The organism is Bacteroides sp. f07, from assembly GCF_042854785.1.
In the GTDB taxonomy this organism is placed as follows: domain Bacteria; phylum Bacteroidota; class Bacteroidia; order Bacteroidales; family Bacteroidaceae; genus Bacteroides.
On the sequence record NZ_BAABXI010000002.1, the window covers coordinates 364,238 to 379,192 of the forward strand.

15 protein-coding genes are annotated in these 14,955 nt (G+C 41.4%); 7 read left to right on the top strand and 8 right to left on the bottom strand.

What is annotated here, in order from left to right; genetic code table 11:
• Positions 1-20 precede the first annotated feature (20 nt).
• Positions 21-1,133: a tRNA 2-thiouridine(34) synthase MnmA gene (gene mnmA / locus ACGHVY_RS16455; RefSeq protein ID WP_390599983.1), complete on the top strand. Its 1,113-nt coding sequence runs from the start codon at positions 21-23 to the stop codon at positions 1,131-1,133.
• Positions 1,134-1,294: 161 nt separating this feature from the next.
• Here mnmA and ACGHVY_RS16460 read toward each other — a convergent pair whose 3' ends face one another.
• Positions 1,295-2,806, bottom strand: coding sequence for a GH3 auxin-responsive promoter family protein (locus tag ACGHVY_RS16460; protein ID WP_308743898.1), 1,512 nt, complete (start codon positions 2,804-2,806; stop codon positions 1,295-1,297).
• 136 nt (positions 2,807-2,942) lie between these two features.
• Between ACGHVY_RS16460 and ACGHVY_RS16465 the strand changes: the two genes are divergently transcribed.
• The gene (locus ACGHVY_RS16465; RefSeq protein ID WP_308743899.1) at positions 2,943-3,953 is read left to right on the top strand and encodes an ATP-dependent 6-phosphofructokinase; all 1,011 of its coding nucleotides are present in this window, start codon (positions 2,943-2,945) and stop codon (positions 3,951-3,953) included.
• A gap of 13 nt (positions 3,954-3,966) precedes the next feature.
• Here the strand turns inward: ACGHVY_RS16465 and rnc are convergent, their stop codons facing one another.
• From rnc to ACGHVY_RS16480, 3 genes are read right to left on the bottom strand one after another with little or no spacing between them, the layout of a single operon-like run.
• Complete coding sequence (gene rnc / locus ACGHVY_RS16470; protein WP_308743900.1) at positions 3,967-4,884, bottom strand: ribonuclease III; 918 nt, start codon at positions 4,882-4,884, stop codon at positions 3,967-3,969.
• Entirely contained in the window at positions 4,850-6,112 is a 1,263-nt protein-coding gene (gene fabF / locus ACGHVY_RS16475) for a beta-ketoacyl-ACP synthase II (protein WP_308743901.1), read from the bottom strand. The genes rnc and fabF overlap by 35 nt, the downstream gene beginning before the upstream one ends.
• A gap of 15 nt (positions 6,113-6,127) precedes the next feature.
• The gene (locus tag ACGHVY_RS16480; protein WP_002558672.1) at positions 6,128-6,364 is read right to left on the bottom strand and encodes an acyl carrier protein; all 237 of its coding nucleotides are present in this window, start codon (positions 6,362-6,364) and stop codon (positions 6,128-6,130) included.
• A gap of 98 nt (positions 6,365-6,462) precedes the next feature.
• On the opposite strand from ACGHVY_RS16480, the gene purN reads away from it, so the two are divergent.
• Positions 6,463-7,086: a phosphoribosylglycinamide formyltransferase gene (purN, locus tag ACGHVY_RS16485; RefSeq protein ID WP_390599986.1), complete on the top strand. Its 624-nt coding sequence runs from the start codon at positions 6,463-6,465 to the stop codon at positions 7,084-7,086.
• A gap of 29 nt (positions 7,087-7,115) precedes the next feature.
• On the opposite strand, the gene pdxB is transcribed toward purN, so the two are convergent.
• Positions 7,116-8,162: a 4-phosphoerythronate dehydrogenase PdxB gene (pdxB, locus tag ACGHVY_RS16490; RefSeq protein WP_390599988.1), complete on the bottom strand. Its 1,047-nt coding sequence runs from the start codon at positions 8,160-8,162 to the stop codon at positions 7,116-7,118.
• A gap of 117 nt (positions 8,163-8,279) precedes the next feature.
• Here pdxB and ACGHVY_RS16495 point away from each other — a divergent pair, with 117 nt between their 5' ends.
• From ACGHVY_RS16495 to ACGHVY_RS16510, 4 genes are read left to right on the top strand one after another with little or no spacing between them, the layout of a single operon-like run.
• The gene (locus ACGHVY_RS16495) at positions 8,280-8,885 is read left to right on the top strand and encodes a DUF4254 domain-containing protein (RefSeq protein ID WP_308743906.1); all 606 of its coding nucleotides are present in this window, start codon (positions 8,280-8,282) and stop codon (positions 8,883-8,885) included.
• Positions 8,886-8,888: 3 nt separating this feature from the next.
• The gene (locus ACGHVY_RS16500; RefSeq protein WP_308743907.1) at positions 8,889-9,920 is read left to right on the top strand and encodes a glycosyltransferase family 9 protein; all 1,032 of its coding nucleotides are present in this window, start codon (positions 8,889-8,891) and stop codon (positions 9,918-9,920) included.
• A gap of 18 nt (positions 9,921-9,938) precedes the next feature.
• On the top strand, positions 9,939-10,850 hold the full coding sequence (locus ACGHVY_RS16505; protein WP_279096628.1) for a glycosyltransferase family 2 protein: 912 nt from the start codon (positions 9,939-9,941) through the stop codon (positions 10,848-10,850).
• Between the two features lie 12 nt (positions 10,851-10,862).
• A complete protein-coding gene (locus ACGHVY_RS16510) occupies positions 10,863-11,834 on the top strand; it encodes a glycosyltransferase family 4 protein (protein ID WP_279096625.1) in 972 nt (323 codons plus the stop codon).
• On the opposite strand, the gene ACGHVY_RS16515 is transcribed toward ACGHVY_RS16510, so the two are convergent.
• Genes ACGHVY_RS16515 through ACGHVY_RS16525 form a run of 3 tightly spaced genes read right to left on the bottom strand, consistent with a single transcriptional unit; the run spans position 11,824 to position 14,878 of the window.
• Entirely contained in the window at positions 11,824-12,594 is a 771-nt protein-coding gene (locus tag ACGHVY_RS16515) for a lipopolysaccharide kinase InaA family protein (RefSeq protein WP_279096623.1), read from the bottom strand. The two genes, ACGHVY_RS16510 and ACGHVY_RS16515, sit on opposite strands and share 11 nt — an antisense overlap.
• A gap of 9 nt (positions 12,595-12,603) precedes the next feature.
• Positions 12,604-13,893, bottom strand: coding sequence for a nucleotide sugar dehydrogenase (locus tag ACGHVY_RS16520; RefSeq protein WP_279096620.1), 1,290 nt, complete (start codon positions 13,891-13,893; stop codon positions 12,604-12,606).
• A 7-nt stretch (positions 13,894-13,900) separates the two neighbouring features.
• The gene (locus ACGHVY_RS16525) at positions 13,901-14,878 is read right to left on the bottom strand and encodes an SDR family oxidoreductase (RefSeq protein WP_279096618.1); all 978 of its coding nucleotides are present in this window, start codon (positions 14,876-14,878) and stop codon (positions 13,901-13,903) included.
• Positions 14,879-14,955: the final 77 nt, after the last annotated feature.

A 14,955-nucleotide genomic window follows, 5' to 3' on the forward strand; every position in this document is an offset into this window, starting at 1 on the left:
AAAATCCTTAATTTTGCAGCATGATGGAAGAAAACAAACGAGTATTGTTAGGAATGAGTGGTGGCACGGACAGCTCCGTGGCTGCTATGCGGTTGCTGGATGCCGGATATGAGGTGATCGGAGTTACTTTTCGTTTTTATGAACTGAATGACTCGACCGAGTATTTGGAGGACGCCCGCGCTCTGGCGGAGCGTTTGGGAATCCGTCATATTACGTATGATGCCCGTGAGGTATTCCGTGAACAGATTATCGAGTATTTTGTGCGTGAATATATGGTGGGACATACTCCTGTGCCCTGCACGTTGTGCAACAACTGTCTGAAATGGCCGCTTCTTTCGAAAATTGCCGATGAAATGGGCATTTTTTATATTGCAACGGGGCATTATGTTCGGAAAGTAAAGGTGGATGGTACCTACTACATAACTTATGCTGCCGACGCGGATAAAGATCAGACTTTTTTCTTATGGGGACTTAAACAGGATATCCTTCAGAGAATGTTACTTCCGATGGGAGATATAACCAAAGTGGAAGCACGTGCTTTTGCTTCTGAACGGGGATTTCAGAAAGTTGCGGTGAAAAAGGATAGTTTAGGCGTTTGCTTTTGTCCGATGGATTATCGGAGCTTTCTGAAAAACTGGTTGGTCAGGAATGGTCAGACGTTGGTCAGGAATGGTCAGATGTTAGTCGGAAATGGTCAGCCATGGTCAGAAATGGTCAGACGTGGAAGATTCGTCGATGAAAAGGGAGCTTTTATTGCTTGGCACGAAGGTTATCCTTTTTATACTGTCGGACAGCGGCGTGGTTTGGGGATTCATTTGAATCGCCCCGTTTTTGTGAAGGAAATCCGTCCTGAGAAGAATGAAGTGGTGCTCGCGTCCCTGCAGGCTTTAGAGAAAACGAAGATGTTTCTTAAAGATTGGAATATAGTTAGTCGGGAACGTCTGTTGGGGCATACCGATGTTATTGTGAAAATCCGCTATCGGAAACAGGAAAACCATTGTACAGTGACGGTTACATCTGATAATCTTCTGTATGTACAACTTCACGAACCCTTGACGGCTATTGCTCCTGGACAAGCTGCTGCGTTTTATAAAGATGGTTTGTTGTTGGGTGGTGGAATTATTATGGAATAATCATCAACGAAGAATCAGAGCATATAGTTCCGTGATTTGTTCCATGGGGTGAAACTGTTTGTTTCTCGGTGTGAAACTATTTGTTTCTCGGTGTGAAACAGAGTGTTTCAAGCAGTGAAACAAATAGTTTCAAGTATGTGAATAAATTTATTCGGATGGTTTTACTTGTTGTTCAATGCGAGCATTGCTTCAATATATTCGCGTGTATTGCTTAGTCTGGGTACTTTGTGCTGTCCGCCTAATTTGCCTTTCTGTGCCAGCCAGTCATGAAACAATTCCGGGCGCGCCACGATGACTTCCAATGGCTGCAATGCAATGTCTTTCCAGCGTTTCGCTTCATAGTCCGAATTTACTTCTTTCAATGTGGCATCAAGTATTGCGGCGAATTTATCTACGGAATCCGGCATTTTGGCAAATTCTATCAGCCATTGGTGACGGCATTTTGCGTGCTCATCCATGAATACCGGTGCGGCGGAATATTCACTCACCTGTGCTCCGGTCTCAGCGCAAGCTTTTGCCAGGCCTTTTTCAGCGTTATCTACAATCAGTTCTTCGCCGAAAGCATTAATGAAATGTTTCGTCCGTCCTGTGATAACGAACTTATAAGGGTTCTTGCTTGTAAACTTCACTGTATCTCCGATCATATATCTCCATAATCCGCAGGAAGTAGAAATCACCATTGCGTAATTCTTGTCCAACTCTACCTCTTCAAGGCAATATGCCCGCGGATTCTCTTTTCCAACTTCCTCCAACGGAACAAATTCATAGAAGATTCCGTAGTCAATCATCAATAACATAGAAGGGTCGGAAAGGTCATTCTGTGTGCCGAAATATCCTTCGGAAGCATTGTAAGTCTCTACATAGTGCATCTTCGGTGAATGAATCACCTGCTTGTACTGCTCGCGATAAGGTGTGAAGGCTACTCCGCCGTGGAAGAACACTTCCAGATTGGGCCATACTTCCTCTAATGTCCGTTTTCCGGTTTTCTCAAGAACTCGTTTGATAAGCACTAGCATCCAGGACGGTACGCCGGACAAACTGGTTACATTTACCGGAATGGTACTGTTGGCAATTGCTTCTATTTTCGTTTCCCATTCGCTCATCAAAGCAATCTTCTTGCTTGGCACGCGGACGAAATTAATAAGCGGGTTTACATTTTGGATTAGAATAGCTGATAAATCTCCAACCAGGCTATGACTGGAATTAAGGTTCGGACTGTGGCTGCCGCCCAGAATCAATCCCTTGCCGGAAAAAAAGTGGCTGTCCGGATTGATACGGAAATAAAGAGCCGCGGCATCTTTGCCACCTCTGTAATGAATATCCTCCAAGGCTTCCTTGCTGACGGGAAGAAACTTACTTTTATCATTAGTCGTACCGGATGATTTGGCGAACCAGCGTATTTCCGACGGCCAAAGCAGGTTTTGTTCTCCTGCCCGCAAACGTTCCACATAGGGCTTAATTTCTTCATAAGTCTGAATGGGAAGGCGTTTTCTGAAATCTTCATAGCTGCGGATAGAGGAGTAGTCGTACTTTTTCCCCCATTCAGTCCGTGCAGCCTGCTGCACCAAGCGATTCAATACACGATGTTGAATCTCACTTGCCTGAGTAGCATATAGATCTATTTGTTTTAAACGGGAGTCAAAAGTCTTACTAATAATTTTTGTAATATTCATTTCTGCTTTAACATAATAATGTTTAGTCGTGCAAAAGTAACTTATTTATCTTTTTTTTCTATCTTTACGACGGAAATAATCGTTAAAATTGACGAGTTTACTAGAATCCCCGAGTTTTTGACTAAAAAATGCGACAATGAGAATCGGAATCTTAACCTCAGGCGGGGACTGCCCCGGTATTAATGCCACCATTCGTGGCGTGTGTAAGACAGCCATCAATTATTATGGGATGGAAGTGATTGGTATTCACAGCGGCTTTCAGGGGTTGCTGACGAAAGACGTCGAGTCTTTTACGGATAAATCATTGTCTGGTTTGCTGAATCTTGGCGGGACGATGTTGGGCACTTCTCGTGAAAAGCCCTTTAAAAAAGGGGGAGTTATCTCGGATGTTGACAAACCGGCACTGATTCTTCAGAATATTAAGGAGATGGGGCTGGATTGTGTAGTCTGCATCGGGGGAAACGGAACGCAGAAGACTGCTGCCAAGTTTGCCGCGATGGGCGTGAATATAGTATCAGTCCCGAAAACCATTGATAATGACATTTGGGGGACGGATATCTCTTTCGGATTCGATTCGGCTGTAAGCATCGCTACGGATGCCATCGACCGTCTGCATTCTACTGCCAGTTCCCATAAAAGGGTGATGGTGATTGAAGTGATGGGGCATAAAGCCGGGTGGATAGCTTTGTATTCCGGTATGGCGGGTGGGGGAGACGTTATCCTTGTCCCTGAAATCCCTTATAGCATAAAGAATATTGGCAATACAATTCTGGAAAGACTGAAAAAGGGGAAGCCTTATTCTATTGTAGTAGTAGCCGAAGGGATTCAGACAGACGGCCGTAAACGTGCTGCAGAATATATTGCACAGGAGATTGAATATGAAACCGGAATTGAGACTCGTGAAACTGTATTGGGGTATATCCAGCGCGGCGGTTCGCCTACTCCTTTCGACCGGAATCTGTCGACCCGTATGGGCGGTCATGCAACGGAACTGATTGCTAATGGGGAATTTGGACGTATGGTCGCTTTGAACGGAGACAATATTTCGTCTATCCCTCTCGAGGAAGTCGCGGGGAAATTAAAACTAGTTACTGAAGATCACGATCTTGTGATTCAGGGGCGCCGTATGGGGATTTGCTTTGGTTAGATTCCGTAAATGATTATGCCATAGCTGTTTCGCTGTCGGCAGGCAGGCTCTCTTTTGATATGTTTTCAAGTTCCGTCTCGGAGTCTGTATCCGTTTCGGCTTCAGATTCATCTGTCATTGCCGATTGTGATGTTTTTGACTCGTTAATGGTCGTAATGAATACCGGGTCTTTCACTTTCTTGATAGCCATCTGGGCGGCATTCTGCTGAGACTCTTTTTTTGAATATCCGGTACCTGTCCCGGCAGGAAGCCCTTCAATGCGTATTTCTGTCTGGAATACTGGATTGCTGTCTTTATCAAGGAATTGTTCTATTAACTCAAAAGAAACTTCCATCTTACTTTTCTGGCTCCATTCGATTAACTTGGATTTGAAGTTAACCTCCTTACGGGATATTTTATCCAGGTCGATGTAACGGTTGATGATTCGTTGCTCCATAAACTGTTTGCAACGTTCATACCCCTGATCCAGATAAATGGCTCCGATAAATGCTTCAAAAGCATTTCCGTACATATAACTGTTGTGAGAAGAAGAGCGGGTAGAATACTTTATGAGTTTATCCAAACCAATCTCGACAGCCAACTTGTTCAGAGTCTCCCGTTGTACAATCTTGGAACGGGTATTTGTCAGAAAACCTTCCCGTTTTCCTTCAAAACGCTTGTAGACAATATCTCCCACGATGGCGTCAAGGATGGCGTCACCGAGAAATTCCAGTCGCTCATTATTCAAAGGACGTCCTTTTTCCGAGCGGACAGAAGTTGATTTGTGCAGAAGGGCCTGCTCGTAAAGCCGGATATTACGCGGGTAGAACCCGAGTATCCGGTAAAAACAAAGATAAGACTCTCTGTCCTTGCGGAACAGGAGCCTTATCTTATCTATTTGGTTACGTAACACGATATTACTCAGCGTATTTCTTGAAGATAACGCACGCATTGTGACCGCCGAATCCAAATGTGTTGGACAAGGCAACATTAACTTCGCGTTTCTGTGCTTTGTTGAACGTGAAATTAAGGTTATAGTCGATATTCTCGTCGTTGTCACCTTCTTCGTGGTTGATAGTCGGAGGAACAATACCGTTCTTGATGGCAAGGATACTTGCAATAGATTCTACCGCACCGGCAGCACCCAGCAAATGGCCTGTCATTGATTTTGTTGAACTGATATTCAATTCGAACGCATGGTCACCGAATACTTCCTTAATCGCTTTTGCTTCTGAAATATCACCTACCGGAGTAGATGTACCGTGTACATTGATGTAATCTACTTCTTTCGGATCCATTTCTGCATCTTCCAGTGCATTTCTCATCACCAGTTTAGCTCCCAGACCTTCCGGATGAGAAGCAGTCAAGTGATGTGCATCAGCAGACATACCTACACCGGCAACTTCTGCGTAGATTTTTGCACCACGTGCCTTAGCATGTTCCAACTCTTCCAGAATCAGACAGCCGCCGCCTTCACCCATTACGAAACCGTCACGGCTTGCGCTGAACGGACGTGAAGCTTTGGAAGCCTCGTCGTTGCGGGTTGACAGAGCATGCATAGCGTTGAATCCACCCACACCTGCAGGGAAAATAGCTGCTTCCGAACCACCGGATATAATCACATTTGCTTTGCCCAGACGAATCAGGTTGAAAGCATCTGCAATAGCATTGGTAGAAGTAGCACATGCTGAACAAGTCGCATAATTAGGACCGTGGAAACCATACATGATAGAAATCTGTCCGGCAGCGATATCCGAAATCATCTTTGGAATGAAGAACGGATTAAACTTCGGACCCATTTCCTGACGAGTATAGTAGTTGCCCACTTCCTCTTCAAATGTATGTATACCACCAATACCGGCGCCGAAAATAACACCGATTTTGTTCAAGTCTTCTTTCTCTGTGTCAAGACCGGAGTCTGCTACCGCTTCTTTGGCAACAGCGATGGCGTACTGAGTGTACAAATCCATTTTTCTTGCTTCTTTGCGGTCGATGTATTTTGTTGCATCGAAGTTCTTCACTTCGCATGCGAATTGGGTCTTGAAAAGCGACGCATCAAAATGAGTAATAGGTCCTGCTCCACTAACCCCGTTCACAATGTTTTCCCAAAATTCGGGAACGCTGTTGCCAACGGGAGTAATGGCGCCAAGACCTGTTACTACCACTCTTTTTAATTCCATATTGATGAAATCGAATTACTTAGCGTGTTCTTCGATATAAGATACAGCATCACCTACAGTACCAATCTTTTCTGCTTGGTCATCAGGAATAGAGATACCGAATTCTTTTTCGAATTCCATGATAAGTTCTACAGTGTCAAGAGAATCTGCTCCCAGGTCGTTAGTGAAGCTTGCTTCGGTTGTAACTTCTGATTCTTCAACGCCTAATTTATCAACGATAATCGCTTTTACTCTTGATGCAATTTCAGACATAACTTTAAGTTTTTAATTAATAATTAGTTTTATTTCTTTAAATTTGCGGTGCAAAGGAATGAATATTTATCGTTTTGCGCAAATATTTGACTAAATAAATGCAAAGTTTTGCACATTTTTCACTGTTTTGTGCATCGAATTTGAGAGTTATGAAGAAAAACATCGCAATTTTCGCTTCCGGTTCCGGCTCTAATGCCGAGAATATAATCCGGTATTTCCAGAAGAACGATTCCGTTCAGGTTTCGTTGGTACTTTCTAATAAGAGTGATGCCTATGTTTTAGAACGTGCGCATCGCCTGGGAGTGCCCTGTAACGTGTTTCCAAAGGAAGATTGGATAGCCGGAGACGAAATTCTGGCTGTATTGCAAGAGTTCCGCATTGATTTAATCGTGCTGGCAGGCTTTCTGATTCGTGTACCGGATTTGCTTTTGTATGCTTATCCCGATAAAATTATAAATATACATCCGGCTCTTCTGCCTAAATATGGTGGAAAAGGAATGTATGGCGATCGTGTTCATCAGGCAGTGGTAGCCGCCGGTGAAAAAGAAAGCGGCATCACTATACATTATATTAATGAGCATTATGATAAAGGGGACACAATCTTTCAGGCTGTCTGTCCCATATTTCCGACAGATTCTCCTGATGATGTGGCAAAGAAAATACATGCTTTGGAGTATGAGCACTTTCCTTTGGTCATAGAAAAACTGTTGAATGAGAAATAAAGATAAGGTAAGAGGGAATAAGGTGCTGCTTATTCCTTATACTTAATAGTATATGCTTTTTCCTCTCTTCTTAACGGATAATCTCCACGCAAAGTCTCAAACAGTTCCGGGTGGGCTTTCAATCGCTTGCTGTCTTCGACGGGATTATATATTTGAAGGATGGCATCTTCGTGGCTTTTTGCGTAGATGACAGGGCTAGCTGGTGTTGGTGCATTGATTTCATAATCTCCATCTATTTGGAAGAATTTGCATATGGCGTCTAGTGACATACGTGTTGCATTTGCTTTCCCGTCAGCGGAGTAGCCGGCAATGTGTGGGGTGCCGATAATGACTTTCTCCAGCAGTTCGCGATTAATTTCCGGTTCGTGTTCCCAGACATCGATAATGGCATCCGAAATAACCTGACTGTGCAGAGCGTTCAGAAGGGACTCTGTCTCAATAACTTCTCCACGGGACGTATTAATGATGAGAGGTTTTCGTTTTAGTGAACGAAAAAAGTTTTCGTCTGCCAAATGGAATGTTTTATATTCCCCTTCCTTATATAAAGGTACGTGAAAGGTAATGATGTCACATTCTTCCGCAATCTTATTTAAAGAGGTGAAAGATTCGCTTCCTTCTTTCTCTTCCCGTGGTAAGTCGTTCTGCAAAACGCGCATACCAAAGTCTTGTGCGATTTTTGCCACCTTGCTTCCTACATTGCCTACCCCTATGATTCCTATAGTCAACTCATCTAACTTTTTATTCCTGATAGACTTCCATACAAGAAGCGATGATTGTATATATTGAGCAACAGAAGCCGAATTACATCCCGGTGCATTCGTCCATTTTATGTCTGCCCGCTTGCAATAGTCCGTATCGATATGGTCGAAACCTATGGTTGCTGTGGCTATAAACTTTACCCGGCTACCCTCTAGTAATTCCCGGTTGCAATGCGTGCGGGTGCGGACAATCAGCGCATCTGCGTTCCGTACTAGTTCTGGTGTGAAATCCTTTCCCGGCGCATAAATTACCTCATCGGCTATTCCCTGAACCGCTTCTTTTATAAAAGGAATCTTGTTATCTATAATAATTTTCATATACAATTCATCTTTAATATCCACAAAGGTAGCAAATAAAAAAGTAAGAAACGGTTGCTTGTCTGAAAAATATTACATAGATTTGCCCTATTATATATCTATAAGCTAGTTAAGATTATGACATTTAGTAACCTTTGCAACGAGATTTTTTGGAAATCGACTAATGATTACCATGTAACGGATAGTGTGGATGCTCAGATGAACAATCCTTACGAGTTGAAGTCGATAGAGTATTATTTATACCTGAAGAATTGGATCGATGCCGTTCAATGGCATTTCGAAGATATTATCCGTGACCCTCAGATTGATCCTGTGGAAGCACTGGCTTTGAAGAGAAGAATTGATAAGTCCAATCAGGATCGTACAGACTTGGTTGAACTGATAGACAGCTATTTTTTGGATAAATATAAAACCGTCAAACCACTTTCTGATGCAACTATCAATACGGAGAGTCCTGCATGGGCAATCGACCGCCTTTCTATTCTTGCGTTGAAAATTTACCACATGCAGCAGGAAGTGGAACGTATGGATACTACCGAGGAACACCGTACGCAGTGTCAGGCCAAACTGAATATCCTGTTGGAGCAGCAGAAAGACCTGTCTTCCGCTATCGAGCAATTGCTGACCGACATCGAATCCGGAAGAAAGTACATGAAAGTATATAAACAGATGAAAATGTATAACGACCCGGCTTTGAATCCGGTGCTTTATGCAAAAAAATAACAAATGGCGCGTATTCTCATTATCCGATTTTCAGCCCTTGGCGATGTAGCTATGACGATACCTGTGATACATTCGCTTGCTGTGCAATATCCGCAGCATGAAATCACAGTGTTGAGCCGTGCTGTGTGGCAGCCGCTTTTTCAAGGTTTGCCTGAGAATGTGAATTTTATCGGAGCTGATTTGACAGGCAAGCATAAAGGGTTGTGGGGATTGAATGGCCTTTATTCGGAACTGAAAAAGATACGTTTCGATTACGTAGCTGACTTTCATCATGTGCTCCGGTCAAAATATTTGTGTCTGCGGTTCCGCCTTGCCAATATACCGGTAGCTTCCATTTGCAAAGGGAGAGCCGGTAAAAAGAAACTGGTTCGCCGTCGTCATAAAGTGATGGAGAATCAGAAAAGTTCTTTCCGTCGCTATGCTGATGTACTGGAAAAACTTGGTCTCTCGGTTTTGTTGAACTTCTCTTCTATTTATGGAGAGGGGAAAGGAAATTTTGCGGAAATAGAACCTGTTACCGGCCCGAAAGAAAATCAGAAATGGATTGGTATCGCTCCTTTTGCTAAACATATCGGTAAAATTTATCCGTTGGAATTGCAAGAACGGGTCGTTGCCCATTTTGCCGCTAATCCAGGGGTGAAGGTGTTTTTGTTTGGCGGTGGAAAAAAAGAGCAGGAAGTCTTTGATTCTTGGATTGCCAAATATCCTACTGTCGTTTCCATGATAGGTAAGCTGAATATGCGTACGGAATTGAATCTGATGAGTCATTTGGATGTGATGCTTTCGATGGATTCTGCCAATATGCATTTGGCATCTTTGGTTAATATTCCTGTGGTTTCCGTTTGGGGGGCAACTCATCCTTATGCTGGATTTATGGGTTGGAAGCAATTGCCGGTCAATACTGTGCAACTCGATTTGTTATGTCGTCCCTGTTCGGTGTATGGACAGAAACCTTGCTGGCGAGGAGATTATGCTTGCTTGAGGGAGATAAAGCCTGAACAGGTGATTGCGAAGATTGAAGGGATAATTGGTTGATAATAAAAAAGAATTAAAATGCAGAAGGATTTGTTAGAAGATGAATGTAAATTTTCGATTCTCATTCCCACATGGAATAATTTAGATTATCTCAAATTATGTATTGAGAGTATAAATAAAAATTCGGTATATAAACATCAGATTCTAATTCATGTAAATGAAGGTAGGGATGGTACGCTTGCGTGGATACGGCAGAATGAATATGAACATACTTATAGTGAGAATAATATCGGGGTTTGTTGGGCATTAAATGGACTACGTCCTTTGGTAAAGACCAATTATATTTTGTATATGAATGATGATATGTATGTATGTCCGGGCTGGGATGCTGCTTTGTGGAACGAAATTCAGGTCTTGCCGGATAATAAATTTTTCTTTTCATCTACTTTAATTCAGCCTCGTCCTTTTTTTTGTAAAAGTGTGATAGCGCCTGCTAATTTTGGAGAAAGTGTGGAGACATTTAATGAAGAAGAGCTATTGAGTAAGTTTCAGTTACTGCCTCATTTAGACTGGCTGGGAGCTACTTGGCCGCCTAATGTTGTGCATCGGGATATTTGGGATTTGGTCGGTGGGTATAGTGTTGAGTTTTCACCGGGAATGTATAGTGATCCGGATTTCTCTGCGAAACTTTGGATGGCGGGTGTGCGTTTGTTTAAGGGAGTATCTGCAAGTCGGGTGTATCATTTTGAAGCCCGTTCAACAGGTCGGGTTAGAAAGAATGATGGTAGCATGCAGTTCTTGTTAAAATGGGGAATTACTTCGGCTTCTTTTATGCGGAATATTCTTAAGCGAGGTGAACGTTTTGATGAAAATGCCATAGAAAAGATAGATAGTCTGACTTTAAATAAAGATATAGTTCGTAGCCGGTTAAAAAGAGTCTTATGCTTATTTAAGAAAAGTCCGCATTCAAAAAAAATATGGGAAAAATAAATTAGGATAATTATGCATTTAGGAGTAATTTTGCCTCATACGAAACTTTATGGTGGAGTGAAGCGCTTTTTGGAATTAGGGAATATTTTTATAGAGTTGGGCCATACTTTCACTGTTTATACAGTAGAAGGAAAATCTCCGTCTTGGTATGATTTTAAAGGAGAAACAAAGAACTTTGCAGCTCTGCAGAAAGATGATATTGATGCATTGTTTACAACGGAGGTAAAATTTCTGGAACAGTTGACTACTGCTAATACCAAAAGGAAGATTTTTTATCACGTCAGGATGACGGAAAAACTTCGGAAAGCTTTAAAATATTCAGATATTGAGGTTTTTGCGTGCTCTACTAATATCTACTTATATGATAAGAAGAAATATGGTATTGAAGCCTTCAAGGCGTTGGGTGGGGTAAATGTTTCAAATTATCAGGAAAAAACAGACTATTCTGTTGAGGGGCGTCCTTTTTGTGTTATGGCTTATGGACGCTTGGCGGAGAGGGTTAAAGGTACAAAGTATGTTGTTAAAGCATGCGAGAAGTTATATAAAAAAGGATATGATATAAAATTACTTTTGTTTGATACGGCTATAAGTGAGAAAGCTCAGAAACTGATAGATAACTTTTCTACTTCTGTTCCTTTTGAATTTGTTCAGAATCATCCTTTTGATAAAAATTCGGAACTGTTTAATCGGGCAGACGTTTTTGTGGCTGCGGAGGGGCATGCCGGATGGTCAAATACTGTGGCAGAGGCAATGGCGTGCGCTCTTCCTGTTATTGCGACAACAGCAGGCACACGTGATTTGCTGATAGACGGCGTTACCGGTCTTCATACATGGAGATATGCTTTTATGATACGCCGTCGGTTAAAAACTTTAATAGAGAATGAAAGGTTGAGAGAGCAATTGGGGAAAGCTGCACGTAAAAATGTAGAGAACTTTGATTGGTATGTATTGGCCCGAAGTATAGAAAAGTACCTTATGAAGTAAAGAGGCGCTTGATTTTTCTTCGAGTGTTCCGAATGAAGCTTTTTCTTTCGGTTATTTTATTGTGTCTGTCTGTTAACTGAATTAGTTTCTTTGTTGTTGTTTCTGTATTGCAGTGAGTTAAAAGGGCATATTCTCTTCCCATTATGGTGAGCATATTGTGGGAGGCCTCTAATTTGGAAAGATTTCTCAATCCTTCCTTTGTGGTTACATTAGTAAATTTAGTACGGTTTAAATCTACCAAATAAAAGCTAAAGGTCCCATTTGTATTCTTCTTTATCAAAGTGTTTCCTGCCGAATGATCAATGAAATAAACCCCTTTCTGGTGAAAGGCATAGGTAAATCTGACGAACTCTTGAAGAGCGGTTTCCTGTTCCTGCCGAGGTAAATTACTTATACCTCTGAATGTAAAGTCGTAATCCAGTTGGCGGCAGATATAGTAACTTTTTGTTAGTCCAAGTTTGTCTTTATATAATATAAAGGCTATTGGTTCAGGAGTATTAATGCCTAACTTGTTGAAGCGGGTTGCATAAATGAAAGAACGTTCGGCTTTCGATTTCCGAAAATAAGCATAAGCTATTTTATTGATGAAGTGTGGTAGTTTAAATGCTTTGACGCACATGGGTACTTCTCCGCATTTAATTACTTTTAGTGTATTTCTTCCTGAATATATAACTTCTCCTTCTTTCTCGAAACGTTCGGGTAGAGATAGAATACATTCTTTTAAATGTGCATATTGGGGATTAATCTGATAGTCAATCATAAAAAAAGATTATAAACGTCCGTCAACCATATTGCTTTTAAGTAGGCCTTTTACATCATAAATAATCCCATCCTGTTTTATCATATTTTTGATGTCAAGTTTCAGAAATTCATTGTGAGCTACTGCAAGGACTATTGCATCAAACTTATCTTTGGGAAGCTCATTGGCTATTTCTAAGTTATATTCTCTTTTTACTTCTTCAGGTTTAGCCCAATAGTCATAGATTGTGATATTGGTATTGTAGTCTTTTAATGCTTTTATAATATCAAAGACTTTTGTATTGCGTACATCTGGGCAGTTCTCTTTAAATGTAAACCCTAAAACTAATATGTGTGAGCCTTTCACATAGTTTCCTTTCTTGATTAAGCATTTTACGACCTGGTTGGCAATATATTCACCCATACTGTCATTTATTCTTCTTCCGGCGAGTATGACCTCGGGATGATAGCCGTAGTCTTGGGCCTTTTGGGCTAAATAATAAGGGTCTACTCCAATGCAATGCCCACCGACTAACCCGGGTTTAAAGGGTAGAAAGTTCCATTTTGTGGCAGCGGCATCCAGTACCTCTTGTGTGTCTATTCCCATCAAGTTAAAGATCTTGGATAGTTCGTTGACGAATGCTATATTGATGTCTCTTTGAGAATTCTCGATGACTTTGGCGGCTTCTGCAACCTTTATACAGGAAGCTAGATGTGTACCTGCCGTAATTACAGAACTATAAAGATGGTCTATTTTTTTCCCGATTTCAGGTGTTGAACCGGAAGTCACTTTTTTGATTTTCTCGACAGTGTGCTGCTTGTCTCCTGGGTTAATGCGCTCAGGAGAATAACCGGCAAAGAAATCGATATTGAATTTCAGACCGGATATTCTTTCGATAACAGGAATACATTCTTCTTCGGTAACTCCTGGATATACTGTTGATTCATAAATGACAGTGTCTCCTTTGTTGATAACTTTGGCTACAGTTTCACTGGCTTTGTATAGCGGGGTTAAATCCGGATTGTGATGTTTGTCGACCGGGGTTGGTACGCATATTATATAATAATTACAACTTCTCAGGTCTTCCAGGCTGTAAGAGCAATATAAACCGGTTTCTTCTTTGTCGGGTGTATTTTTTCTTAAGACAGAACGTAATGTCTCATCATCCACTTCTAAAGTGGAGTCATGTCCGGTCATCAATTCTTCTACTCTGGTCTTTTTAGCATCAAAGCCTATTACTGGATATTTTGTAGCGAACAAGCGTGCTAATGGTAAACCTACATACCCTAATCCGATAATACCTATTTTTATATTTCCCATACTGCTTTTACTTAAGATTTGTCCAATACCAGTCGATTGCTTCTTTTAATCCCTCTTTCATGCTGAATTTGGGTGAATAGTTCAATAACATTTTAGCTTTATCAATGCAGGCAAGGGAATGTGGAATGTCCCCCAATCTGTTTGGCCCATGTTTTATCTCAACAGAAGCAATTTTCGGGTCATAAACACTTAGAAAATCTTTTAGATAGCCAGTCAGTTGATTAAGGGTTGTACGCTCTCCAAATGCAGTGTTATATACAGTGTTAAGAGCATTAGGGTTCTTGGTTGATAATGCTAATACATTCATTTGGATGACATTATCGATATAGGTAAAGTCTCTGGAGTATTCTCCGTTACCATTGATGACGGGAGATTCATATTGTATAAGCTTCCTTACGAAAAGAGGAATAACAGCAGCGTATGCCCCATTGGGGTCCTGGCGTCGTCCAAACACATTGAAGTAGCGAAGTCCGATGCATTCTATTCCATAAGTTTTGGAAAAAATATCGGCATATAGCTCATTGACATATTTAGTTATAGCATAAGGAGATAAAGGTTTGCCTATTACTTCTTCTACTTTAGGCAATGACTGTGAATCTCCATAAGTAGAAGAACTGGCGGCGTAAACAAAGCGCTTGACTTTTGCATCTCTGGCGGCAACCAACATATTTAAAAATCCACCTATATTGACTTCGTTTGTGGTAATCGGATCTTTTATTGAACGGGGAACAGAGCCTAATGCAGCCTCATGCAATACATAATCTACTCCTTCTGTCGCCTTTCTGCAGTCTTCAAGATTACGTATATCGCCTACTATCAATTTAAAATTAGGATTGTTGAACTGGTGCTGTATATTCTCTGGTTTTCCTGTTATGAAGTTATCTAAACATACAACACGATGCCCCTGATTCAGGAGATGATCGCACAGATTGGAACCAATGAATCCTGCTCCTCCTGTTACTAAAATGGTTGAATCTTTTTCCATTACTTTTGAATATTGTAAGTCTGGGCAAAGATAATACTTTTCTTGACTATTAATTGCTTCTTTTGAAAACTTTATAT